Genomic DNA, 24,613 nt, shown 5'->3' on the forward strand with positions numbered 1-24,613 from the left:
TGTCGGGCAGAAGGTGAGTGAGATGCGCAGTCTGTTGATCGTCCTTTTGCTCCTGCCGGCAATGGCCGGGCTTGTCTCCGGCGCGTCGGCGAAGATAGAGCCGCCGTTTTCGCCACGCGTGCCGAGCGATCTTTCGGCCGGGAAGAGCTGCGCCGGGCCACCGGTGCCGATCATCAGCCTGAAGGTGATCTCGAAATACGGCGATAACGGCCCAATGCGTGACACGGTCGATCCGGACGCCGACCGTGCCTTCGAAGCGCAAATGGCGCCGATCCGCAAGTTCGCCCAGACCGTCGTGAAGATGGCTAACCGTTATACCGAAGATGGCCGCGCCGCCGACGCGCGCTGCGCGCTCACTTGGCTCGATGCCTGGGCCGAGGGACGAGCGCTCGCGGAGATGAGCAATCCCAATGCGCAGTTCGAGCGCGCGCAGATCGTGGCTGGTCTCGGCATCGCTCTCATCCAGATCTCGCCGGCCGTCGAAGGGGATGCGCGCCTCGCCAACGTCACTCGATGGATGGTGGGGCTCGCCACCTCTACCGACGCCTTTTTCAGCGCCACCCACGACAAGCTCAGGGGGTCGCGCAACAACCACGCCTATTGGGCGGCGCTGGCCTCGGCGGCCGTCGCTGTCGTGGCAGACGACCGAAAACTGCTCGATTGGGCGGTCGAGACCTACAGGAACGGCGTCTGCGGCGCGACCGCGCAAGGCGGTTTGCCGCTGGAACTCGGGCGCGGCAAGAAGGCCTTGGAGTACCATCTCTTTGCCCTCAGCGCCCTGGTGCCCGTCGCCGCCTTCGCCGAGGCCAACGGCATCAAGGCCTACAACGTCTGCGACGGCGCTCTCTCGAGGATCGCACAGTTCACGCTGCAATCGGTTGCCGATCCCTCGGCCATCGCAGCCGCCGCCGGCAGGCCGCAGGAGCCTTTCCCGAAAGGCCTGCCGCCTGCCCAAAGCGTCGCCTTTCTGGAACTCTATCGCCGGGCCTTTCCCGAAGCGCCGATAGACGCGCGTCTCCTCGCTCTCCGCCCCTTCGTCTCCACGGCGCTCGGCGGCAATCAGACCCTGCTCTACGGGCGGTGAGCGCTCAAGCCCTCTTCTCCACCTTCAGGAACCGCGAGCGATAATCCGTCGGCGTCAGACCGACCTTCCTGCGGAAGTGGTGGCGCAAGGCGTGGGCGCTGCCGAAGCCGACGGCGGCCGCCACCGCCTCGATGGCGAGATCGTCGGACGACAACAGGCCCTTGGCGGCCTCGACGCGCTCGGAAATCAGCCAGTCGCCGGGGCTGCTGCCGGTGGATTCCTGAAAGCGGCGCAGGAAGGTGCGCAGGCTCATGCGGCACGCCACGGCCATCGCCTCGGTCGTCCAGTCGCGATCGAGCGTTTCCCGCATCCGGTCGAGCAGCGGCGCCACCTCGCCGGCCGGGCGCTGGGGTACAGGGCGCTCGAGGAACTGCGCCTGCCCGCCGGAGCGGTGCGCCGGCACCACCAACCGCCGCGCCACCGAGTTGGCGGCATCCGCCCCGAAATCCCGCCGCACGATCTCGATGAGGAGGTCGATGCCCGCCGCGCTGCCGGCCGAGGTGAAGACACGGTCATGCTCGCGATAGAGCGAGGCGGCATCGACCGTCACCGCCGGAAAACGCCGCTGCAGCGCCTCGGCGTGGCGCCAGTGGGTGGACACCGTGCCGCCGTCGAGAAGCCCCGTCGCGGTCAGCACGAAGGCCCCGGAACAGATAGAGATGAGCCGCGCGCCGCGAGCATGCGCCGCCCGAAGCCGTTCGCAGAGCGCTTCCGGCACAGGTACGTCGGCGCCCTTCCAGCCGGGAATAACGATGATATCGGCCTGATCGATCATCTCCGGCCCTTCGTCGGGCGTGATGGTGAAGCCGCCGTGCGCCCGGAGCGGGCCGGGTTCGATAGCTGAGCTCAGAAAGCGATACCAGCCCGGCCCCATCTCCGGCCGATAGAGACCGAACACCTCGGAGACGATGCCGAACTCGAAGGTACAAAGGCCGTCGTAGAGCAGCGCGACAGCGAGCGGACCATGGGGGACGATGCGGGCGTTCTCGTTTGGCATGATCTTTACGTACATTGTCATCCACGCCAATTGCAAGCGCGACGAACCGACCACAAGATCCCGTCACTGCTCAACCACGGGAGACGACAATGAAATCAGGCGTTACCGAGATCCCCGCCGCGCCCAGCCATATCGCCCGCGAGCATCTCGCAGCCGAGTTCACCTTCGAGACCGACTGCTGGGACGTGCATGACGCCCTCTCAAAGGGCGCCGACTTCGTGCTGCTCGATGTCCGCAGCCCAGCCCTTTACGCCAAGGGTCACGTCCCCGGCGCCATCAACCTGCCGCATGGCAAGATCATCCGCTCCAAGCTGACGGAGTGGCCGGAAGAGATGCTGTTCGTCACCTATTGCGCCGGCCCGCATTGCAACGGCGCCGCCCGCGGCGCCCTCCGCCTCGCCGACCTCGGCCGCCCCGTCAAGATCATGGCCGGCGGCCTCACCGGCTGGATCGACGAGGGCTTCGAGCTGGCAACGGGAGAGGCTTAAGCCCGGAGGTCTTCGAACGTCAGATCGAAGCGAGAGAGGTATTTTCTGAGGCGATCGGCATCGTTGCTGCTGGCCTTTTTCCCCCGGGAGACTGCAAAAAGCTCGCGACCGGCCGCGCTGAGTGAAGCGCAGCGGCGACAGACCTCGATGACAATGGCGAGCTGCTCGCGATCGAACAGATCGTAATCCCCGGCCCGATCGCCCAACACCGCATCGGAGAGCGACCGCCGGCCGGCGGGCTCGGCGTCGGCCTGCCATCGACGCCGCAGCCTGCCAACCTCGGCGGCAACGGCATCCTGGGTGATGCGGGCCTTGGGCGCGAGCGTTGCCATGCGTGTGACGGACGCCGAGAGATCGCGGAAGTTCGCTGCCCACGTCGCCTCTTCCGACAGCGCAAAGGCGAGAAACGACGCCCTTGCCTCGGCGTTGAAGGTCGCCTTGCTGCCTTCGCGCTCGCCGAACCGAGCCAGTTCGTAATCGATGTTGGGCTCGATGTCCTCGCGCCGGGCGCTGAGCGGCGGCAGCTCGAAGGTCCACAGATTGAGGCGGGCCAGCAGGTCTTCGCGGAACCGGCCCTTGCGCGCCTCGCGCTGGAGATCGCGATTGGTACCGGCGATCAACTGGAAATCCGATGTAGCGTCGCGATCCGAGCCGACGGGCAGGAAGCGCTTTTCCTCGATGGCCCGCAGGCACATAGCCTGCTCGTCGAGCCCGAGTTCGCCGATCTCGTCGAGAAACAACACGCCCTTGTCGGCGGCCTTCATCAGCCCGGCCCGGTCGGACTGCGCGCCGGTGAAGGCGCCGCGCACATGCCCGAACAGGGTCGACATGGCCTGATCGCCGCGCAGCGTGGCGCAGTTGACCTCGACGAAACTGCCGGACACCTGATGCTGGGCCTTCTTCAGCTCGAAGATCCGGCGCGCCAGCTGCGACTTGCCAGCCCCGGTCGGCCCGGTCAGCAGAACGGGCGCGGTGGAACGGATCGCAACCTGCTCGATCTCGTCGATCATGCTGTTGAAGGCGGCGTTGCGTGTGGCGATACCGGACTTCAGGAAAGACGTTGCCGAGATCTTTTCGGCCGCGAAGCGGGTGGCGATGGCATCGTAGCGCGAAAGATCGAGATCGATGATCGAGTGCGACCCGATGTACCCGTCTTCCCCGGCATGTCGCTTCGGCGGTGAAAGCTGCAAGAGCCGGCCTGGAACATAGTGCGCCTCGGTTAGCAGGAACCAGCAAATCTGGGCGACGTGAGTACCTGTCGTGATGTTGACGAGGTAGTCCTCGTGCTCAGGATCGAAGGCATAGGCATCGGCAAAATCTCGCAATGCCGAATAAACTTCCGCAAAATCCCAGGGGTCGCGAAGTTCTACGATGGTGTGACGAACCTCGGTTGCCGGCGCGACCTGACCAATATCGCCAGTGATCCGCTCGGCGAGGGATCGCGATCTCTGGTCATGGATGAGTTCAAGCCGATCGATGAACAGGTTGGGTTGCTGGCAAAGCGCAACCGTCGGCCGCCATCTCTGCCAGCGCTCTTCTCTCTTGCCCATATCGAGCGTTGTCCCAAGAAAGCCAATGGCGACGCGCCGACGCATGATTTATCCTAAAATATAAAATACTATCCCAAGCTATCACACCTGCCATTTGATCGTCGAGACCCCGCAAGCGTCACAGCGGCGCGGAAATCGGCGAACGAGATAATTTATCTTTTTGAATCATAAGCTTGAAAGTTTTTTCCAAGGTTGGGACCTTCTCCACGACAACTTGGCACGTCCCTTGAAACAAGGAGGACGTGATCCAAGAGAAGGATGAAACCCATGGCAAACAAATCCCTGTTTGCGACCATCGTCGGCAAGCTGATCCCCGCGACCAACACGCGAAACCACGAGGGCGTGCCGGCTTACGAGCTGACGCCCAAGGCAGCCTTGGCGCAACTGGCGGTGACGGGAACCTTCAACGGAACCTTCTACGCCGATGCCCGGACCCAGCTCGCCGACGTTCTGGCGCTCGCCGCCCAGGTCGAGCCGGAGTATCTGGCCAAGGTCGCGGTCTACGCCTCCGAGTCCGGCTACATGAAGGACATGCCGGCAACGTTCTTGGCGTTACTCTCCACCCTTCCGGGCGATGCGCTTTCCCGCGCATTCCCGCGCATCGTGAAGAATGGCAAGATGCTGCGCACCTTCGTGCAGGTGATGCGGTCGGGCGCCATCGGGCGCAAGTCGCTGGGCTCTCGCCCGAAGCGGCTCGTGGAAGCCTGGCTGGACACGGCCTCGGATATCGAGATCATGCATGCGAGCGTCGGTAACGATCCTTCGCTCGCCGACGTGATCAAGATGGTTCACCCGAAGCCGGCGACCGAGGCTCGCCGCGCGCTCTACGCCTACCTCATCGGCAAGCCCTACGACGTGGCGGCCTTGCCGGCGGTGGCGGCGGAGTTCGAGGCGTTCAAGCGCGATCCGTCCGGACCGGTGCCCAACGTGCCGTTCCAGATGCTGACTTCGCTCGACCTCTCGCCTCTCCAGCATATGGAGATCGCGCGGAAGTCGGGCTGGCAGATGCTGCGGCAGAACCTCAACACCTTCGAGAGGCAGAGCCTCTTCGCGGATGACGGGTTCACGTCGTGGCTGGCGGCCAGGTTGCGGGATGAAGATGCGATCCGCAAGGCGCGCGTCTTCCCCTACCAGATCATGGCGACCTACTCGGCGCTTGCCGACGAGGTGCCACACGCAATCCGCGAGGCGTTGCAGGATGCAATGGAAATCGCGCTACGCAACGTGCCGGCTTTCGCCGGTCGCGTGGTGGTCTGCCCGGATGTCTCGGGATCGATGTCGTCGCCCGTGACCGGCTACCGTCAGGGCGCGACCACCAAGGTTCGCTGCATCGATGTGGCGGCACTGGTGGCGGCGGCGGTTCTCAGAAGGAACCGGTACGCCCAGGTGCTGCCCTTCGAGCAGGCCGTCGTCAACGTGGCGCTCAACCCGCGCGACACGGTGCTGACCAACGCGGCGAAGCTGGCGGCGATTGGCGGCGGCGGAACCAACTGCTCGGCGCCGCTCGCCCGGCTGAATGCAAAGAAGGCGGCGGTCGATCTAGTGATCTTCGTCTCCGACAACCAGTCGTGGGTCGATCAGAGCGCGACGTCCGGCACGGCGATGATGACCGAATGGCGCAAGCTGAAGCAGCGCAATCCGTCTGCCAAGCTCGTTGCCATCGACATCCAGCCGTATCGCACGAGCCAGGTGACGGACACGGCGGACATCCTCAACATCGGCGGATTCTCCGACCGCGTGTTCGAGGTGATCGCCGAGTTCATTGACGGCGCGGGATCGGATCGGTTCGTCAAGCGGATCGAAGCGGTCGAACTGTGACAAGGCGTCCGGCGGGCAACTGCCGGGCGCTCCGGCCGGGCGCGGCCACGAGGCGAATGCCGACGAAACTACAGACTCATAATCTCCGTGTCGCGGGTTCGACTCCCGCCGGGTCCATCATTCTGCTGGCCCGTAGCTCAGTTGGTAGAGCAGGCGTTTTGTCAACCTTGGTCGCCTCGTGATCACGCCCGGCGGGTAACAATAAAATTCGGAACACGGCGAATGCCGGGTGAAACTACAGGTTCTTACTCCGATCCAAAGCGTTTCACCCCATTCTCGTCGCCGCGACCGGCGTATCGATACCCCGGCGAATGCCGGATGGAACTACAGTCTCGACCCCAAGGGGATCCCTGCATGGGTTCGACTCCCTGCCTCGACGGCGCTCTCTGGCACGAGCGGGGGATCCCGAGTTTCATCCACCTTTGTCGCCGGAGCCATATGTGACAACACCTCGGCGAATGCCGACGGGACTACAGGTAGAGCGTCCGGTCACAAGACCGGAAGGCCGGATGTTCAAATCATCCCCGAACCTTCGTGAAGGTCTCGGTAGCTCAGCAACGTCTCGTCACCTTCGTCGCCGAGACCGTTTGGGGAAATAACTCCGGCGAATGACGGCGGGACTACATGGGTCATCGAGGTTCGACTCCTCGCCGGCGAAAGCCGAGCGTCTCGCCACCATCGTCGCCGGAGCCACAAAAATGAACGGGGCAAGCACCCGAAATGAGGACGATCATGGTACGCGTTATGAGTGGCCAGGACTTGATCGACGCCGGCTTACCGCAGGGGAGCTGGTTCCGCCCGGCGTTGGACGAGGCGAACCGCGTGCTGGAGGCAGGCGGCACGGAAGCCGAGGCGCTCACCGCCGCGCTTCTCTACCGGCCTGCGCCGACCTTGGCAGTGCGTCCGGCCGGCGAACTGCCCTTCTTCAAGAACATCGAAGCCGACAGCGTCGATGAGGAAGCCAATATCGCGGCCGTCGAGTACACCATGACCGCCTTGATGCGCACTCCCGTGATCAAGGCCGGCGCCGTGATGCCGGACGCTTGTCCCGCCGGCCCGCCCGGCACCATCCCGGTCGGAGGCGTGGTGGCGTCGGAAGCCATTCACCCGGGAATGCACTCCGCGGATATCTGCTGCTCCATGGCGATCTCGCTCTTTGCAGGCATCGCGCCGAAGGACCTGCTCGATGCCGTCCATGCCGTAACCCACTTCGGCCCCGGTGGCCGGGCGCGCGGGAGCCAGATCCGGCCGCCGGCCGACCTGATGACCGCCTTCGACGCCCATCCGATGCTGAACGATCTGACGAGCGTGGCGATCGAGCATTTCGCCACCCAGGGCGACGGCAATCACTTCGCCTTCGTCGGCCAGATGAAATCGACCGGCGAGACGGCGCTCGTCACCCATCACGGTTCGCGTGCGCCGGGGGCGAAGCTCTATAGCAAGGGCATGAAGATCGCCGGGAAGATGCGCGAGAGCCTTTCGCCTGAAACCTTGCCGCAGAACGCCTGGATTCCGGCGGATACGACCGAAGGCGAAGCCTATTGGAGCGCCTTACAGCTCGTCCGCGCGTGGACGAAGGCCAACCACTTTGCCATCCACGATCTGGCGGCGGATCGGTTGGCGGCCAAGGTCACCGATCGCTTCTGGAACGAGCATAACTTCGTGTTCCGCAAGTCCGATGGCCTCTTCTACCACGCCAAGGGCGCCACGCCCGCCTTTTCGGGCTTCGCAGACGATGCAACCGACCTGACGCTGATCCCGCTCAACATGGCGGAACCGGTGTTGATCGTGCGCGGCAAGAATGCCGACCATGGGCTCGGCTTCTCGCCGCACGGAGCCGGGCGCAACTTCTCGCGCTCGCATCACAAGCGCATGAAGGCCGAAATGACCACGGAGGAGATCATGGCGGAAGAGACCGCCGGGCTCGACGCTCGCTTCTTCTGCGGCAATCCGGATATTTCCGAGTTGCCGAGCGCTTACAAGAATGCCGCGTCCGTTCGGGCTCAGATCAAGGGCTTTGGCTTGGCGGAGGTGGTCGACGAAGTGGTGCCCTATGGCTCGATCATGGCGGGAGACTGGGAGATCGACGCTCCCTGGCGCCGCAGGAAAGCCACGCGTTGATCAGGGCTTCGAGTTGGCCGTCAGCGATGCCTGACGGCCAGCCGGAGTATCACCCCATGCTGGACGCCAGCAGCCTCTGGGCGTTCATGGTCACCAGCACCGTGGCGCCGGTGTCTGCAAGGATGGCTGGCAAGAGGCCGGTGATGCCAAGGATCGTGGTGATGAGGAACACACTCTTGAGGCCGATGGAAAAATCACGTCCCCGGCCGGCTGGCGCCGCCGGCCGTCATTCTCGCCAACACGTCCGGCGTGTAGGGGTCGGCCAGTGCCGCGTCCGGCTGGCTGACCGGCGTCTTTTGCGAGGTCATCTTGGAAAGCCGCTCCGGCCCCTTGTCCTGCAGGATGGCGCGGAAAGCCGGGTGCATGCCGCCGTCGACATAAGACATTGCCGGCACCACCGGATTGGCGGCGACGATGGCGGCGGCGGCGGCATCGTCCTTGGCCGCCTTGGCGGCGACCGCGGCGGTGAGCTGGGCGTCGGCCTCTAACGCCGGACAGGGAGTAATTGGATCGATCGTGTCGTCGATATTATTCGCGTTGAACACATAGCGGCTGCCGCAATAGCCAACGCGCGGCTCTCTACGCGTCAGCTCGAAGGCGTCGCTGCCTTCCTTGAGGTTGCGCCAGAACGGCATGTTCGGGTCGTTGCGGTGCAGGACGAGATTGGCCGGCGTCATGCGGAAGGGTAGCGCCTCCACCTGGAAGGCCGGCTGGCCACCCCGGAAGGCCTCGCGTGCCAGCGCGTAGATTTCGAAGGCCGCATCGTCGGTCATCGCGTAGCAGCCGCGCGACGAGCAGGCGCCGTGGATCATCAGATAGGAGCCCTGATAACCAAGGGCCGCCTCCAGCCGATTGGGAAAACCGAGATTGAAGGAGAGGTAATAACGGCTGTCCGGGTTCATCTGGCGCTGCGCGATGGTATAGAAACCCTCCGGCGTCTGGCGATCGCCATCCACCTTCTTCGGCCCCAGCTTTCCCGACCAGCGGCAGATCGGATAGGTCTTGAACAGCACGTAGCGGCCGTCACGGCCCATCTTCCAGAGCTCGAGCTCGCTCTCCTGCTTGAAGACGCGGATCAGGATGGGCGAGGCAACGCTAAGGCCGCGGCTGTTCATCTCGGACAGCAGCTTTGGCGGCACCGGTCGCTCCGACCGTTTGAGATCGTCGCCAAACAGCGCGCAGCCGGAAAGCGCCATCAAGGCGCTGAGAAGGAACGCGGCTGAACGCAATTTCACGGGTTAAGCCTTTCATCGGGTCGAGTATGCCTGCGCGCCGACACGCGGGATGCGCTACTCCATTTGCCGGTGATTTGGCAACCGCCCGGCCCGGCAACGGATCAGGCCGTCTCACACGGCCGGATGCGATCAAGCACCTCCGCCATCTCCTCGGCTGCCGCCGACAGGTCGTATTTGGACTGCAGGTTCATGAACCACTGCGGATCGAAGGCCAGGAAGCGGCCGAGCCGCAAGGCGATGCTGGCGGAAATACCTTGCCGGCCGTGACAGATTTCATCGACGCGGCTACGGGGAACATCAATCGCATCGGCCAGCGCAGGAACGGAAATTCCCAGCGGTTCCAGGAATTCCTGCTTGAGGACGATGCCGGGATGCGGCAGCGAAACTTCGCGTGGCATGGTGGTGGCCTCCTCAATGACCGTCACAGAGCTAGAACAAGACCTGATGTTTAGCTGGCGTTCTCCGCGCCGGGGACTTCAGACAGAATATGGCCAGCGCTTACAGCGCGCCTCACACCTGAAGACTGGCGCGGATGGCCTCGGCGATCTTTTCCGAACGGGTAACGCCACTCGCCTTGGCAGCGCGATCGAGGGCGGCAAGCATGTGCTCGTTCAGCGAGATCTGCACGGGCACCGATCTTCCCGGCATGTCCACCGGCACCGCTGCGATGATCGCCTCGTGAATTTCCAGCGTCCGGCGAATGTCGTCGATGGTCCGTAATGCCGGGAGGGCCTGGCTCTTCTCGCCCAGGCTCTTCACGTGGGCTGCCAGCGCGACGGCGGCACGGGCGATCGCGTCATTGAGATTGGTCGCGGCCGAGACGCACCCCGGAAAATCCGGAAAGGACACGCCAAAACTGCTGTTTTCTTCTTCATGAATGAGGGCGACAGCGTAGGCCATGTGAGCCTCCTGGCTCCGATATCAAAATGAGAGGGGGGTTCCACGAGGGAAAGGCGCCCGGCACGAGGAGCCAAAGAACTCCCTCGCAACCCGAGGACCTCAGACCGGAAACGGCGCGCCCAATTTCGGCCCGAGACAGTCTACGGTCGCAAATGATGGTAAACAAAATCTTAATATGATGCAAAAGCTCATTTTATTCCGCGCACATTCTCAGGCCTTTTAACCGAAAAGTGATCGGACGAACTGGTGTCAAACCACGAGCCCAAGCGGGATGAGCTCGAGCGCCGCCCGTAAAGGTGAGCCATCACGCGGCGGCTTCAACCGTGCATTGTCACCCCGCCATAGCCGGCCGCCTTCAGCACCAGGGCGACATGCGCATGGGCGATGGCCGAGAGCTCAGGCCGACGCGCACCGGCTCGCGCGCGCAGCGCCAGGGAGTGCTGTAGCGCGGCAAGCATCGCCGCGAGCCCGCGAACATCGGCATCGGGCGATATCTCACCGGCCTCGGCCGCGATGGCCATCCGCCGCTGGAGCAGGCTATCGGATCTTTCGACCGCGGCGGCCAGCTCCGCTCCGATCACCGGGTCGGCGGCGGCCTCGCCGGAGATGACGCTGAGCACTGGGCAGCCGAGCGGCGAACCCTCCCGCGAAAAATAAGCGTCGATGATCGCGCTGAAATAATCCTCAAGGCCCTTTTGCAGCGACGGCTCCTCGAACAGGGCATGCAGCCGCTGTTCGGCCGACTGCTCCGAGTATTGGCGCACAGCTTTGCGGTAGATCTCGAACTTGTTGCCGAAGGCGGCATAGAGGCTCGGCCGCGCCATGTTGGTCGCTTCCGACAAGTGGTCGAGCGAGGTGGCGGTATAACCGCGCCGCCGGAATTCGCCGAGGGCGGCGGCCAGCGCTTCTTCCGGATCATATTCCCTGGGCCGGCCACGGGCGGGTTTACTTTTCATTTTGTACCGTTTCGCAAGAAATGAATTGCTGCTCTATTTTATGCGACCTAGTATGAAAATGTGAGAGGAAAAATGGAGATCTGAAATGGCTGATAAAATCCGCATCGGTATCAATGGCTTCGGCCGCATCGGCCGCATGGTTTTCCGCGCCGCCGAGGCGCGTGACAATCTGGAGGTGGTGGCGGTGAACGACCTGCTGCCCATCGATCATCTGGCCTATCTCCTCAAATACGACAGCGTACACGGCGCGTTTGCCGGCGAGGTGGCGACAGAGGCCGGCGCGCTCCGCGTTGACGGTCGCGAGGTTTCAGCCTTTGAGGAAAAGGAGCCGGCCGCCATCCGCTGGGCCGACCAGGGCGTCGATTTGGTGATCGACTCGACCGGGCGCTTTCTGACCACCGAAGCCGCCGAGGGGCACATCAGGGCCGGCGCCAGGAAAGTGGTGCTGTCGGCGCCGCCCAAGGACGACACGCCGGTGTTCGTGATGGGCGTCAACGCCGCCCACTATGACGGTCAGGCCATCGTCTCCAACGCCTCCTGCACTACCAACTGCGTGGCCCCGCTCGCCAAGCTGATGAACGATCTCTACGGCCTCGAAGAGGCGCTGATGCTGACCGTCCATGCCGTGACGGCGAGCCAGAACCCCGTCGATGGCGTGGCCCGCAAGGACTGGCGCTTCGGACGCGGCATTTTGGGCAACATCATTCCTGCCACCACCGGCGCGGCGCGCATGGTGGGCAAGGTCATCCCCGAGTTGAACGGACGGATCAACGGCATGGCGGTGCGCGTGCCTGTGGCCGACGTCTCGATGGTGGACCTCACCTGCCGGCTGCGCACCAGGGCGTCCTACGCCGAGATATCCGAGGCGATCCGCGATGCCGCGGCCGGCGCCTATCGCGGCATCCTGCAATGGTGCGACGAGCCGGTCGTCTCGACCGACCTCCAGGGCAATCCGCACAGCTCGATCTTCGACGTGAAGGCCGGCATGCAGACCTCGGAAGGCCTGACCAAGCTGATCGCCTGGTACGACAACGAATGGGGCTATGCCAACCGATGCCTGGATTTGGCCAAGCACGTGATGAGATAAGGCGTAGCGTCTCGGCGGCCGGAAGGACCGGTCGCCGAGGCCGTCGAAGAATGCACTAGGCGGCGAAGTCGAGGTTCATCGGTTTCGGCTTATGAGGTGCCGCATCTTGCGTTACCGGCACGGAGGCGTCGACTTCCTCCAGTTCAAGGCCACGCGTCCAGACGCTGCCGGTGCCGCGCAGATAGAAGCCAAAATTCACCGTAACGGCTTCCGACGGTACATCCAGTACGATCGAGCGCTTCAGCCAATCTGTCGTGCCGGAGAGAACGCCACCTGACGGGCGGGTCTCCATATTGTCGAAAGCGACAACACGTCCCTTTTCGGCATCGACACGCAACCAGAGCGTGGCGGCACCCCCGACATCCTCTGCCTTGAGGGAGGCAGAAAAACGAAGGCGCTTGCCGCGGAACGTGTCGGCCTGAACCGTCTGCATGAGGGTGCCGAAACCGCCCCCGGCACTGACGGCAAGCGGGTCAGTCATGGCATGGCGATAGCGAATGAGAGCGCAGCCGAGAGCTTCGTCCGCGCCCATGTCGTAATCCTGGGGATGCGAGCCCCCGATCGTCCAGTGTTTCGGCAGACGCAAGGGCTTGTAGTCGAGATGGGCGCTGAGCGTATTCCAATCTCGCCAACCGAGCTGGCGTGCGACGCACTCAAGACTGTCGCTATGGGAAATTTCTATTCCGCGCTCTGAAAGGGCCTGGCGCAGGCTTTTGGCGAGCGCCTTCGGTTCGCGTGACGTAGACATGTGTATCCGATCCTCGACGCGGGCAGTCGCGAGTGTCAGGGGCTCGCATTGCTGACGGAACTGCCCGAAAGGGTCAGACCTGTCTGTTATCGAGGTGCATTCACCCAACCTTGCGGCGCGAGCGGCAGGCCGCACTGGCCTCATTCAGGAGACCATACCTGCATCCGGGCGGCAAGGGAAAACTCAACCCTCGGATGCGCCAGCAAACTCATCGACGGCGCCTGACGTGAAATTCGCTGAGGGTCGGCAAGTGGCGACGCACCGGAAGCTCCGAGCGCCAAACAAGATGCCCACCCCAGTAGAATTTTCGGCCAGGCCAGCTAAGCCGTCACTTTTGGGCGCTGTAGTAGCTCATGAATACATCGAGCCCGTCGTCGACGATCTTCTCGACACCCTCCGGCGTCGGACGCAGCCGGCAACCGAACAGCGATTTCTTCATCACCTCGGAGGTGCAGAGCGCGATGAAGTGGTGGGCGGCAACCTGCGGATCGCAGGGCTTCAGCCGGCCGTCGGCAACGGCTTGGCCGAACACCTCGGTGAGCCGCGTGGTGCCGCGCTCGGCGCCGGCCTTGAAGAAGATGGCGCCGACGGCGGGGAACTTCTCCACCGCACCGACCACCATGCGGATGGTCGACATATGGTTCTCGCCGGTGAGCAACTCGTTGAAGCTGATGGCGAAGGCGCGCAGGTTTTCGCGGAAGCTCTCGGCGGTCGGCTGGAAGGCATCAAGCGCGGCGGCCAGTTCCTGCTTCTCGTCGGTGATCAGCTGTTCGAACAGCTCATCCTTGTTGGTGAAGTAGACGTAGAGGGTACCCTTGGAGACGCCCGCCGCCTTGGCGATACCGTCCATGGATGCGCCTTCGTAACCCTTGGCGCGGAACACTTCGCGCGCGCCCTCCAGGATCTGGCGTCGTTTCTCCTTGTCGTGCCCTTCCGGGCCGGCCGCCGCTTCTCCGGGCCGCGCCGATAACTTGCTCATCACCCCTGCCTTCGCGGCGTTCTGTCATCCGCGTTGTTTGATTTTCGGCATTCTGGCGCCCTGAGGCCATGCTGCCTTTGGCGATCAGCGTTCACAGAAGAGACCGCAGCCGATCACATTTTGCTGAGAGTGCCTTCTAAGAGACTGAATCGTCAACCAAGTCATATTAGCAGCTATTGACCGAACGGTTCGGTCATGAGATAACACTTTCGACCATTAGGAACAATACCTAAGTTTAGTGAAGCGTCGGCGACGGCGCAGTCCCTCCTCGGCCCGGCCGACAGTGGACAATGGAGATTACCATGGCCAAGCGCGAAGCCAACGCCGCTCACGAGAGCGACGGCTCGGAAGCCACCGTTACCCCGATCCGCCCCGCGGGCGACGCCGTGCATGGCGCGCCGCAGCACGGCCATGATACCCAGGGTGTGCCTCAGCACGTCAACGAGGCCCCGAGCACGCCGCAGCGCAACGAAGGCCCCGCGGCCCCGCAGCGCACCAATGAGGTCAAGCCGGCAGCCCCCGCCGAAGCGCAGCCAAAGAAGAAGCGCAGCATCGTCAGCCGCGTCATCTTCGTTGCCCTGCTCGGCGCCGCCGCCTGGTTCGGCGGCAACTACGGCTATGCCTGGTGGACCGATGGCCGCTTCCTGATCACCACCGACGATGCCTATGTCGCCGCAGACATCACCACGCTGGCCGCCAAGGCATCCGGCTATGTCACAGACGTCATGGTCGCCGACAATCAGATGGTCAAGAAGGGCGACGTCATTGCCCGCATCGACAGCGGCGACTACATGCTGGCTGTTGCCCAGGCGCAGAACGCGCTCGCCGGCAACGTCGCGACCATCGCCCGCATCGACAAGCAGATTGCTGCTGGCGAGGCGCAGGTGGCCCAGGCCAAGGCCGGTGTTGCCTCTGCCCAGGCGACTCTGGAATCCAAGGACATCAACTTCACCCGCCAGTCGACGCTGGTGTCCAGCAAGGTGTCGGCCCAGTCGCAACTCGATGACGCCCGCACCGATCGCGACGCTGCCCGTGCCACTGTCGCCTCTGCCGAGGCGGCCGTCGCAGTGGCCGAGGCCAACATCGAAGTGCTGAAAGCGCAGAAGGCCGAGGCGGAAGCCACCGGCAAGACGCTGCAGACCGCCCTCGACAAGGCCAACCGCGATCTGTCGTTCACAGAGATCCGCGCGCCCGTCGACGGTATCGTTGGCAACAAGGCGGTCGAGGTGGGTACCTATGTGACGCCGGGCCAGCAGCTCGCCTCGCTGGTTGCGACTGGCAGCGCCCACATCGAAGCCAACTACAAGGAAACCCAGCTCGCCAAGCTGGTTCCCGGCGAAACGGTGCGCATCACCGTCGACGCGATCGGCGACGAGACGACCATCCTCGGCAAGGTGGAAAGCCTGTCGCCGGCCACCGGCTCGGTGTTCAGCCTGCTGCCCGCCAATAACGCCACCGGCAACTTCACCAAGGTGGTGCAGCGCCTGCCGGTGCGCATCGCGGTGCCTGCCGAGGCGGCGGCGAGCGGCAAGCTCCGCCCCGGCCTCTCCGTGGTGGTCGCCGCCGATCCGCGCACGGCGCCGACCCGTACCGCGGCAGCCGGTGCCACACCGGCCGGCTAAATTCCTCAACGGCCGATCCTTGAGGGGTCGGCCGCGCTCATTCCTGATGCGACCGGCGTGCGCGGCCCCGCGCACCCTCGGCCGAAAGGGCATTCCCGGTGAACACATTCACCGGAAACGCTCCTTCCCATCCTTAAGACGCAATTCCGGACCCAAAACCGGACCCCACTTTTGCTGGAATTGCTCCGAGATCGGTCACCGCCCATGTCCGCCATTGCCTCGCCCGTCGCTGCCGGCCCGACCTTCACCACCCGCCGGCTGTTCACCTTCATCTGCATGGTGTTCGGCATGTTCATGGCGATCCTGGACATCCAGATCGTCTCGGCCTCGCTCAGCGAAATCCAGGCCGGCCTTGGCGCTGCCAATGACGAGATCTCCTGGGTTCAGACGTCCTATCTGATCGCCGAAGTGATCATGATCCCGCTGTCGGGCTACCTGTCGCGCATGATCTCGACGCGCTGGATGTTCGTCATCGCCGCCGGCGGCTTCACCTTCGCCTCGATGATGTGCGCCTTCGCCTCGTCCATCAACGACATGATCCTGTGGCGCGCCGTGCAGGGCTTCATCGGCGGCGGCATGATCCCCACGGTGTTCGCCTCGGCCTACACCATCTTTCCGAAAAACAAGATGGGCCTGGTGACACCGATCATCGGCCTTGTCGCCACGCTGGCGCCGACCATCGGCCCTACCGTCGGCGGCTATCTTACCGAGTTGTTCTCCTGGCACTGGCTGTTCCTGGTCAACATTCTGCCAGGCATCTTCGTGACGGTGACCAGCTATTTCCTGATCGACTTCGACGAGCCCGACTTCAGCCTGTTCAAGGTGTTCGACTGGTGGGGCCTCGCTGCTATGGCCACCTTCCTCGGCTCGATGGAATACGTGCTGGAAGAAGGTCCCAGCAAGGACTGGCTCCAGGACGATCGCATCGCCTTTCTCACCGCCGTGATGACGATTGGCGGCATCGTGTTCTTCTTCCGGGCGCTCACCCGCGCCAACCCGATCGTCGATCTCAAGGCTTTCACCAACCGCAATTTCACCTTCGGCAGCGCCTTCTCCTTCTGCCTCGGCATAGGTCTTTACGGCCTCACCTACCTCTATCCGCTCTATCTTGCCCGCATCCGTGGCTTCTCGGCCCTGCAGATCGGCGAGACCATGTTCGTCTCCGGTATTGGCATGCTGATCGCCGCCCCGATCGCCGGTCGCCTGGCGACCAAGCTAGACCCGCGGGTCATGATGGGCATCGGCTTCTTCGGCGTCGCCACCGCCACCTATCTCTCCACCGGCTTCACTGCCGACTGGGACTTCTGGGAACTGTTCTGGCCGCAGATCTTCCGTGGCGTGTTCATGATGATCTCCATGATCCCCATCAACAACATCGCCCTGGGCACGCTGCCGCCGGCCGAGATGAAGAATGCCTCGGGCCTGTTCAACCTCACCCGCAACCTCGGCGGCGCCGTCGGCTTGGCCCTGATCAACCAGATCATGACCAACCGCAGCGACCTGCATTTCGACCGGTTGCGCGAGGCGGTCAACATCACCAGCTCCACCGCCATGTCGACCATCACCGGCATGGAGCATAGCCTGTCGGAACTGGGCAGCAACGCCCACCTCGCCGCCATATCCAGGCTGACCGGCCTTGCTCAGCAGCAGTCGACCATCATGGCCTTTAACGACATCTTTCTGCTGCTGACGCTGATCTTCCTTGCCCTCGTCCTCGCCCTGCCCTTCGTCAAGAAGCCGGCGGCGCCTCCGGGTGGTGGCGGTGGCGGACACTGAGCTCATTCGGTACCGCGCCGCCGGACCTCCGTTAGTCGGCCGATGAGTGTCGGCCGGATGTTCAGTTTTATGAGAAGTTGGAACGATATTTGCCAGGTGGAACGCCGAATTCGCGGCGAAATGCCCGTACAAAGGCCGCTTCGCTTTGGTAGCCGAGGGTGAAAGCGATCTCGATCAGAGGTGCGTGACTGTTGCGCAGCATTTCCTGGCCTTGTTGAAGGCGAAGGCGCGTCAACGTCTGCAAAGGCGGTGTGCCAATGGCAGCCGTGAATCGTTGCGAGAAGGCCGTTCGACCTAGACCAGCCGCCTTTGCCAATGTCTTGACGGTCCATTTGTCCTTGGGCGCCGCGAAATAGGCCACCCACGCCCGCAGCAGATACTCATCATGCACGATCTGCTTGGGCGCTCCGGCGAGAATGAGAGAGTTTCTAACATGGCGGATAGTCTGGATAACCGCGATCTCCGCGCAGCGCCGGATGACATTGCCGTCGGCTTCGGCGTGACCAGACCTGATTTCCGCCACCATCATGTCGGCAACCAATGATAGGGCCGAGGAATAAGGCGCAGCGGATGGCGGCACGGCGATGAATTCACCCGGCAAATACTGAATAACCCCAAGTGTCCTTGGTGTAGTCCCGAGTAAAATCTCGCCGGACACATTGGCGCGCCATGTATGGAGCTGCCCACGTTCCACGACGATTGCCGATCCAGTGGGAAACGATATCGCCTCGTCAGGCTGGTCGGCGAAGGATAACTCCCAGTCTCCCGAGCGGATGAAGACAAAAACAACTCGATCGGGATGTTGGATATCGAGTTCCTCACCGGTTTTGAGGACGACGAGTTCGATTCTGACATCCGTGAACTTGATGTCCGGCGTCCGTAAAGCGATCGAGAAATTGCCAAGGACTCTCTCGGTCATGGGATCATATTTCTCCGTCATTGCAGACGAATAGGACAGAGGATTTTTCGCAATGCAGGCCGCTGGAGCACCCGCCGATCAGGGATCCCCAACCTGATCGAAAAGCGGCCGCTCCAGCAAATGAATCTGGAGCATTGTGCGGAAAAGTGGAAACCGGTTTTCCGCAAAAACAATGCGACAACAAAGAACTAGAGCATGTCCGGCAAACCAGAGCTCGCCGAACATGCTCTAGGTATCAAACGCGGCGACAGCTTGCTCGTCGATAATAATGACACTGAACGATCGGTCAATCAAAGCGGCTCCCTGCTCAATGACAGTCCTATCGGCATCGCATATCCACGACCCACAAACTTCAAGTCTGCGGCCAGACCGACAGAGGTTGGGAGAGTATGTCGATATCCGGCAAACCTCACTCCGGCCAGATGATGCTCTAGGAAGAAAGACACATGACAAAGCCATCTCCTGTTCGGACTTCGCCTTGTTCGGACTTCGTCCGCTTCTTCCGATCGTGGCTGACCGATCCACTTCGGGTTGCGGCAATAGCGCCGTCAGGACAGGCTTTGGCTCGAATGATGACCAGAGAGATCTTCCCAGGAGGGCCCATTCTTGAACTCGGCCCGGGCACCGGCGTGTTCACCAGGGCAATACTCGGCCGCGGCGTCCCGGAGAGCGATCTCACGCTGATCGAGTACGGCGCGGACTTCGTTCGAATGCTGGAAGACCGTTTTCCGGCGGCGCGCGTCCTGGAGATGGATGCTACGCATCTCGTTCATCACCAGATATATGCCGGCACTCCCGTAGAAGCGGTCGTGAGTGGTTTGCCGCTTCTGTCGATACCTGCCCGCAAGGTGATGTCCATCCTCGCCGGCGCCTTCACCTATCTTCGTCCGAACGGCGGCTTCTACCAATTCACTTACGGACCGAGGTGTCCGGTTCCCGCTGTCGTTCTCGATCGCCTCGGCCTGAGAGCCACACGCATCGGCCGCGCAGTTCTGAACATCCCACCGGCCGCGGTCTATCGCATCACGCGGCAACCGATCAAATTCCCGCTATGCCCGTTGCCTGACAGTTGGGTGACGTTACCCACCAGTGAATCTCAACATAAAGTGCTGGAACAAAATGGCGGATCGGCACGTCATTTATTGACTTTCCCTTAGCGGTTGTTTCTCGAGACGTTTCGGCGAGACAGCGCCAAGACGACGGTATCGCCGACCAAGCGGTCCATCGTCGGGACCGTCTAGCCCGGGAAGGTTTAAGTCCCTCGCGCTCCACATGTGGAACGTCTCAGGCATCTTTCCCTCGGCAACCCTCTTCGGATAAGGCGGCTTTCAGACGTTTCTGATGAACGCCTCCATCGTGGTCGGCAGCGGGTGGCGGCGCTAACTGCACCCCATCCGCTCTGCGCGAAATCGCCGCCGGCGCTCTACTTTGCGAGCTGAGCCTCGGCTAGGCCTCGTCCAGGAAGCGAAGCACCCGTTGCCACGTCTGGTCGGCCGCCAACACTTGATAGTCGGCAAGGCTGGGATCGGTGTAGAAATGACCGGCACCGGGATAGACGAAGAGCTCAGCCGCCATGCCGGCGAGTTCCGCAGCCATCTGCCAGCGCCGGAGGTCTTCCGGGGTCCAGAAGTCGTCGCGCTCGCCGACGTGCAACTGTGCCCTCAGCCCCTTGAGGTTCATACCGGCCGGAACGTCCGCCGGGGCGTGCAGCAGCAACACGCCCCTGGTTTCCGGCCGCTCCGGCCAGACGGACGCCACCACGCCGCAGCCCATCGAGAAACCGACGAGAACCGTCGAGGCGGGCAGACCCGACAGAGCAGCTCGCGCCCGCTGACAGATGCGGTCCCAGCCGATATCCTCCATCAGCTTCATGCCGTCGTCGATGGTGTCGGCAATTGCTCCATCATAAAGATCCGGCGCCGCCACGCTGTGCCCGGCCACGCGCAGTCTCTCGGCGGCGGCAAGCTCCACCGGCCGCAAACCGAGAACCGAGTGGAAGAGAACCACCGAAGCCATCGTCTACCCTCCCCGCTTGGGTCCGAGCGGAGTTGCCTCCTCAGGCGCCGCCCAGGCCGGTAGGCTTCCTGCCACTTTGCACGGCAGCCGGCGTGGTTGTCCATGCAGCGTTCGGTCAGGTTGGCTTCGGGATCGGCGCATCGGTTCCGTCACACTATGAAGCGGACGAACCACACCGGCATTTGGCCACCGGCATGGGGTCGAGTTCCGGCAGCAGATGACGCTTCTCTGCCGGACGCGACGCGGGCGGCCTAGCTCCTCATCTTCATCTAGCTCTTCGCTCGGGCTACGGGCTCCCCTCGCGCTCAACCAAATCGGCCAGTGACGTAGGCCTCGGTACGCGGGTTCTGCGGGTGGGTGAAGATATCGTCCGTCGCACCGAACTCGATGAGTTCGCCGAGGTACATGAAGGCGGTGTATTCGGAAACGCGCACCGCTTGCTGCATGTTGTGGGTGACGATGGCGATGCAGTAGTCGGCGCGCAGTTCGTCGATCAGTTCCTCGATCTTGGCGGTCGAGATCGGATCGAGAGCCGATGCCGGTTCGTCGAGCAGCAGCACGTCCGGCCGGATGGCGATGGCGCGGGCGATGCAGAGGCGCTGCTGCTGGCCGCCCGACAGGCTGAGGCCACTCTGGTGGAGCTTGTCCTTGACCTCTTCCCATAGCGCCGCCTTATGCAGCGCCGCCTCGACCCGATGGTCCTGCTCGGCCTTGCTGAGCTTTTCGTGCAAGCGGATGCCGAAGGCGATGTTCTCGTAGATCGACATCGGAAAGGGCGTCGGCTTCTGGAACACCATGCCGATGCGCGCCCGGAGCTCTTCGAGATCTTCCGACTTGGACAGGATGTTGCGGCCGTCGAACAGCACCTCCCCCGTCGCCGTCTGGCCGGGATAGAGATCGAACATGCGGTTGAAGATCCGGAGCAGCGTCGACTTGCCGCAGCCGGACGGGCCGATGAAGGCGGTCACCGTGCGGTCGCGCAGGACGACGTCGATACCCTTCAGGACCTCGCGGTCGCCGCCATAGGAAAAGCGCAGGTCTCGCGCCTCAATCTTGGTCGGCTTGTCGAGCGTTGGACGGGCGGCGCGCTGCCCGTTCGGAACCTTGGCTTTGAGCGGAGAGGTGTCGGTCATGGCGGCCGTCCTTCAGTGTTTGGAGGTGCCGAGCGCGCGGGCGCCGATGTTGATGACGAGAATGGTCAGCGTGATGATCAGGGCGCCCGCCCAGGCCAGCCGCTGCCAGTCGTCATAGGGGCTCATGGCGAACTGGAAGATGACCACCGGCAGGCTGGCCATCGGCGCGTCCAGGTTGGAATTCCAGTATTGGTTGCTGAGCGCGGTGAACAAGAGCGGCGCCGTCTCGCCGGCGACGCGGGCATAGGCGAGCAGGATGCCGGTGACGAGGCCGTTGCTCGCCGCACGCCAAATCACCGACACCACGATGCGCCAGCGCGGCGTGCCGAGCGCCACCGCCGCCTCGCGCAACGTGCCAGGCACCAGCTGCAGCATGTCCTGCGTGGTGCGGACGATCACTGGCAGGGCGATGATCACCAGCGAAGCAGCGCCCGCCCAGGCTGAGAAATGGCCCATCGGTACCACCATGGCCGTGTAGACGAAGAGGCCGATGACGATGGACGGCGCGCTTAAGAGCACGTCGTTGAGGAAGCCGGCGGCGTCGGCTATCCGCGAGGTGCCGGCGAATTCGGCCAGCGCCGTGCCGGCCATCACGCCGAGCGGCGCGGCGATCACCAGCGCCAGGAGCGTCATGACGGCGGAGCCGTAGAGCGCATTGGCGAGTCCACCCGCCACGCCGGGCGGCGGCGTGTCGAGGTAGAACAGCTCCGGGCTGATGGCGGTGATGCCCCGGCTCAGCAGCGTCCACAGGATGGCGGCGAGGATCAGGAGGCCGAAGGCCGTGGCGATCATCGACAGGAACATGACGATGCGGCTGGTCCAGCGGCGGCGGGAAAGCAGGGACATCGGCAACCTCTCGAGCAATTTCAGCAAAAGTGGGAACCGGTTTTGCGTCCGAAATTGCTGGAAAACAAAGAGTTAGAGCCTTTCCGGTGAACCGGAGTTCGCCGGAAGGGCTCTAGTGAACTCCCGAGCGCTGGATCATCCACTTGGCCAATCCCAGAACCAGGAAGGTGATGACCGACAGGATGAGGCCGAGGGCAATCAGGCTCGCGGTGTAGAGCGGCGTGGTGGCTTCGGTGAACTCGTTGGCGATCGACGCGGAGATGGTGGTGGCCGGAGCCATCAGCGAGGCGGCGATCCGGTGCGAGTTGCCGATGACGAAGGTCACCGCCATGGTTTCGCCGAGCGCCCGGCCGAGGCCGAGCATGATCCCGCCGACAAGGCCGGTGCGGCAATAGGGAATGACGATGTAGCGCACCACTTCCCAGGTGGTCATGCCGACGCCATAGGCCGACTCGCGCAGCATGGCCGGCACGGTGGCGAACACGTCGCGCGTCACCGCTGTGATGAAGGGTAGCGCCATGATCGCCAGCACCACGCCAGCCGTCAGCATGCCGACGCCATAGGGCGCACCCTTGAACAGCACACCGATGCCCGGCAGGTTGCCGAGCGTGCCGATGAGCACCGGCTGGATGGTGCTCTGCATGATCGGCGCCAGCACGAAGAAGCCCCAGAGGCCGTAGATGATGCTGGGAATACCGGCGAGCAGCTCGATGGCGATGCCGATCGGTCGCCTGAGCGACGCCGGACAAAGTTCGGTCAGGAAGATGGCAATGCCGAAGGACAGGGGAACGGCGATCACCATGGCGATCACTGAGGTGACCAGAGTGCCGTAGATCGGCGCGGCGGCACCGAATACATCCTTGGCCGGGCTCCAGCGATCCTCCCAGATAAAGCCGGGGCCGAATTCCCTGAAGGCCGGCAGGGCGCCGAGGGCAAGTGCCACCAGCACGCCGCCGAGCAGGACGACCACCAGCGAAGCGGCGCCGCGGCTCAGCAGGATGAACAGCCGATCGCCATACTTAGGTCCGGCCGGACGGCGACGAACCGGTCGGTCGGCCACCACCTCGCGTGGGGACACGAAGGGGCCATCGGCCGCGATGTCATCGGAGGAGTCGGACGTCTTCAATGGCGCCGCCTTTGACCCGGAGAGAACGATCCCAACAAGAAAAATCGGCGGGTGAAGCCCGTGCCTCCACCCGCCGAAGCAATGCTCTCCTCAAGCGAGGAGATCACTGCATTGCGGTGAACACGGGCTGGTCGCCCATCTTGATCGCCGACCACGACGCTTCCACGAGCTTGGAGACGTTGTCGGGAATTGCGACATAGTCGAGCGCGGCCGCGTCTTCCTTGCCGTTCTTGTAGATCCAGTCGAAGAAGGTCAGCGCGCCCTTGTAGGCGTCCGGATCCTTGCTGGCGTCGGTGTGGATGATCACCCAGGTCGAGGCGGCGATCGGCCAGCTGGCATCGCCCGGCTGGTTGGTGATGACCACGTGGAAGTTCTTGGCGCCGGCCCAATCGGCATTCGCTGCGGCCGAGGCGAAGGTGTCGAGCGACGGTGTCACCACCTTGCCGGCGGCGTTGACCATCTTGGCAAAGCCAAGCTTGTTCTGGACGATGTAGGCATACTCGTTGTAGCCGATGGCGCCGGCGGTCTGCTTGACCGTGTTGGCCACGCCCTCCGAGCCCTTGGCGCCGAGGCCGACTGGCCATTCGACCGCGGTGTCGGAGCCGACCTTGTCCTTCCACTCCGGCGATACCTTGGACAGGTAGTCGGTGAAGTTGAAGGTGGTGCCCGATCCGTCCGAACGGTGGACGACGACGATCGGCTGGCTCGGCAGCTTCAGGTCCTTGTTGAGGGCGACGATCGCCGGATCGTCCCAGCTGGTGATGGTGCCGTCGAAGATGTGCGCCAGCGTCGGACCATCGAGAACCAGCTCGCCGGGATTGACGCCGTCGACGTTGTACATCGGCACGATGCCGCCCATGACCATCGGGAACTGAATCATGCCGTTCTTGGCGAGTTCGTCATCGGAGAGAGGCTTGTCGGACGCGCCGAACGTCACCGTGCCGGCTTCCACCTGCTTGATGCCGCCGCCGGAGCCGATCGACTGATAGTTCAGGGCTACGCCGGTCTTTTCCTTGTAGGCAGCGCCCCACTTGGAGAACACCGGATAGATGAAGCTCGAGCCGGCGCCCGAGATGTCGGCGGCTTGAACGGCCGTTGCCAGCAGAAGGCCGGCAAGGCCCGTGGCGGTCGTCGCGATGAGTTTTGAAAAGTGCGTCACGTCGTCTCTCCCAAGTGCTTTTTGACTGACCGAAGGGCGGCCAGCTTGGTTCG

23 protein-coding genes are annotated in these 24,613 nt (G+C 63.3%); 8 read left to right on the forward strand and 15 right to left on the reverse strand.

Going from position 1 to position 24,613, the window contains the following annotated elements:
• Nucleotides 1-22: 22 nt before the first annotated feature.
• Complete coding sequence (locus tag G522_RS0114280; RefSeq protein WP_026791632.1) at nt 23-1,084, forward strand: alginate lyase family protein; 1,062 nt, start codon at nt 23-25, stop codon at nt 1,082-1,084.
• A 4-nt stretch (nt 1,085-1,088) separates the two neighbouring features.
• Here the strand turns inward: G522_RS0114280 and ftrA are convergent, their stop codons facing one another.
• Nucleotides 1,089-2,102 (reverse strand): transcriptional regulator FtrA, encoded by a 1,014-nt coding sequence (gene ftrA, locus G522_RS0114285; RefSeq protein WP_210162924.1) that lies wholly within the window; start codon nt 2,100-2,102, stop codon nt 1,089-1,091.
• A 68-nt stretch (nt 2,103-2,170) separates the two neighbouring features.
• On the opposite strand from ftrA, the gene G522_RS0114290 reads away from it, so the two are divergent.
• Complete coding sequence (locus G522_RS0114290; RefSeq protein ID WP_026791634.1) at nt 2,171-2,569, forward strand: rhodanese-like domain-containing protein; 399 nt, start codon at nt 2,171-2,173, stop codon at nt 2,567-2,569.
• Here the strand turns inward: G522_RS0114290 and rtcR are convergent.
• Nucleotides 2,566-4,164 carry an RNA repair transcriptional activator RtcR gene (rtcR, locus tag G522_RS0114295; protein WP_026791635.1) on the reverse strand — a complete coding sequence of 533 codons (1,599 nt, stop codon included), beginning with the start codon at nt 4,162-4,164 and terminating at the stop codon, nt 2,566-2,568. The two genes, G522_RS0114290 and rtcR, sit on opposite strands and share 4 nt — an antisense overlap.
• 222 nt (nt 4,165-4,386) lie before the next feature.
• Between rtcR and G522_RS0114300 the strand changes: the two genes are divergently transcribed.
• Both G522_RS0114300 and G522_RS0114305 read left to right on the forward strand, forming a co-directional pair.
• Nucleotides 4,387-5,937, forward strand: a complete 1,551-nt coding sequence (locus G522_RS0114300; RefSeq protein ID WP_026791636.1) for a vWA domain-containing protein — start codon at nt 4,387-4,389, stop codon at nt 5,935-5,937.
• A gap of 732 nt (nt 5,938-6,669) precedes the next feature.
• A complete protein-coding gene (locus tag G522_RS0114305; protein ID WP_245586665.1) occupies nt 6,670-8,058 on the forward strand; it encodes an RtcB family protein in 1,389 nt (462 codons plus the stop codon).
• Nucleotides 8,059-8,107: 49 nt separating this feature from the next.
• Here G522_RS0114305 and G522_RS30640 read toward each other — a convergent pair whose 3' ends face one another.
• The 5 genes from G522_RS30640 to G522_RS26920 all read right to left on the reverse strand — a co-directional run bounded on the left by G522_RS30640 (nt 8,108) and on the right by G522_RS26920 (nt 11,149).
• On the reverse strand, nt 8,108-8,230 hold the full coding sequence (locus G522_RS30640; RefSeq protein ID WP_281168474.1) for a hypothetical protein: 123 nt from the start codon (nt 8,228-8,230) through the stop codon (nt 8,108-8,110).
• A gap of 22 nt (nt 8,231-8,252) precedes the next feature.
• On the reverse strand, nt 8,253-9,293 hold the full coding sequence (locus tag G522_RS26915; protein WP_245586666.1) for a L,D-transpeptidase family protein: 1,041 nt from the start codon (nt 9,291-9,293) through the stop codon (nt 8,253-8,255).
• A gap of 101 nt (nt 9,294-9,394) precedes the next feature.
• Nucleotides 9,395-9,691, reverse strand: coding sequence for a HigA family addiction module antitoxin (locus G522_RS0114320; protein ID WP_026791638.1), 297 nt, complete (start codon nt 9,689-9,691; stop codon nt 9,395-9,397).
• Nucleotides 9,692-9,803: 112 nt separating this feature from the next.
• Nucleotides 9,804-10,193, reverse strand: a complete 390-nt coding sequence (locus G522_RS0114325) for a type II toxin-antitoxin system HicB family antitoxin (RefSeq protein ID WP_026791639.1) — start codon at nt 10,191-10,193, stop codon at nt 9,804-9,806.
• 317 nt (nt 10,194-10,510) lie between these two features.
• The gene (locus tag G522_RS26920; protein ID WP_051228640.1) at nt 10,511-11,149 is read right to left on the reverse strand and encodes a TetR/AcrR family transcriptional regulator; all 639 of its coding nucleotides are present in this window, start codon (nt 11,147-11,149) and stop codon (nt 10,511-10,513) included.
• An 85-nt stretch (nt 11,150-11,234) separates the two neighbouring features.
• Between G522_RS26920 and gap the strand changes: the two genes are divergently transcribed.
• Nucleotides 11,235-12,236, forward strand: coding sequence for a type I glyceraldehyde-3-phosphate dehydrogenase (gap, locus tag G522_RS0114335; RefSeq protein WP_026791640.1), 1,002 nt, complete (start codon nt 11,235-11,237; stop codon nt 12,234-12,236).
• A 55-nt stretch (nt 12,237-12,291) separates the two neighbouring features.
• Here the strand turns inward: gap and G522_RS0114340 are convergent, their stop codons facing one another.
• Entirely contained in the window at nt 12,292-12,984 is a 693-nt protein-coding gene (locus G522_RS0114340; RefSeq protein ID WP_036839398.1) for a glyoxalase superfamily protein, read from the reverse strand.
• 328 nt (nt 12,985-13,312) lie between these two features.
• Nucleotides 13,313-13,963 carry a TetR/AcrR family transcriptional regulator gene (locus G522_RS0114345; protein ID WP_026791642.1) on the reverse strand — a complete coding sequence of 217 codons (651 nt, stop codon included), beginning with the start codon at nt 13,961-13,963 and terminating at the stop codon, nt 13,313-13,315.
• A gap of 302 nt (nt 13,964-14,265) precedes the next feature.
• On the opposite strand from G522_RS0114345, the gene G522_RS26925 reads away from it, so the two are divergent.
• Together G522_RS26925 and G522_RS0114355 are read left to right on the forward strand one after the other, a co-directional pair.
• Nucleotides 14,266-15,585 (forward strand): HlyD family secretion protein, encoded by a 1,320-nt coding sequence (locus G522_RS26925; protein ID WP_051228642.1) that lies wholly within the window; start codon nt 14,266-14,268, stop codon nt 15,583-15,585.
• 204 nt (nt 15,586-15,789) lie between these two features.
• Entirely contained in the window at nt 15,790-17,361 is a 1,572-nt protein-coding gene (locus tag G522_RS0114355) for a DHA2 family efflux MFS transporter permease subunit (protein WP_026791643.1), read from the forward strand.
• A 67-nt stretch (nt 17,362-17,428) separates the two neighbouring features.
• Here the strand turns inward: G522_RS0114355 and G522_RS29025 are convergent, their stop codons facing one another.
• On the reverse strand, nt 17,429-18,280 hold the full coding sequence (locus tag G522_RS29025) for a helix-turn-helix transcriptional regulator (RefSeq protein ID WP_026791644.1): 852 nt from the start codon (nt 18,278-18,280) through the stop codon (nt 17,429-17,431).
• Nucleotides 18,281-18,726: 446 nt separating this feature from the next.
• On the opposite strand from G522_RS29025, the gene G522_RS26935 reads away from it, so the two are divergent.
• Entirely contained in the window at nt 18,727-19,437 is a 711-nt protein-coding gene (locus G522_RS26935; RefSeq protein ID WP_245586667.1) for a class I SAM-dependent methyltransferase, read from the forward strand.
• A 289-nt stretch (nt 19,438-19,726) separates the two neighbouring features.
• Here G522_RS26935 and G522_RS0114370 read toward each other — a convergent pair whose 3' ends face one another.
• From G522_RS0114370 to pstS, 5 genes are all read right to left on the reverse strand, one after another.
• Entirely contained in the window at nt 19,727-20,296 is a 570-nt protein-coding gene (locus G522_RS0114370) for a dienelactone hydrolase family protein (protein ID WP_026791645.1), read from the reverse strand.
• A 305-nt stretch (nt 20,297-20,601) separates the two neighbouring features.
• Nucleotides 20,602-21,429, reverse strand: coding sequence for a phosphate ABC transporter ATP-binding protein PstB (gene pstB, locus G522_RS0114375; RefSeq protein ID WP_026791646.1), 828 nt, complete (start codon nt 21,427-21,429; stop codon nt 20,602-20,604).
• Nucleotides 21,430-21,441: 12 nt separating this feature from the next.
• The gene (pstA, locus tag G522_RS0114380) at nt 21,442-22,275 is read right to left on the reverse strand and encodes a phosphate ABC transporter permease PstA (RefSeq protein ID WP_036839402.1); all 834 of its coding nucleotides are present in this window, start codon (nt 22,273-22,275) and stop codon (nt 21,442-21,444) included.
• Nucleotides 22,276-22,387: 112 nt separating this feature from the next.
• A complete protein-coding gene (pstC, locus tag G522_RS26940) occupies nt 22,388-23,338 on the reverse strand; it encodes a phosphate ABC transporter permease subunit PstC (RefSeq protein WP_425414065.1) in 951 nt (316 codons plus the stop codon).
• A gap of 166 nt (nt 23,339-23,504) precedes the next feature.
• On the reverse strand, nt 23,505-24,560 hold the full coding sequence (gene pstS, locus G522_RS26945) for a phosphate ABC transporter substrate-binding protein PstS (RefSeq protein WP_425414064.1): 1,056 nt from the start codon (nt 24,558-24,560) through the stop codon (nt 23,505-23,507).
• Between the last annotated feature and the right edge of the window lie 53 nt (nt 24,561-24,613).

Source organism: Pleomorphomonas oryzae DSM 16300, assembly GCF_000422965.1.
Lineage (GTDB): Bacteria > Pseudomonadota > Alphaproteobacteria > Rhizobiales > Pleomorphomonadaceae > Pleomorphomonas > Pleomorphomonas oryzae.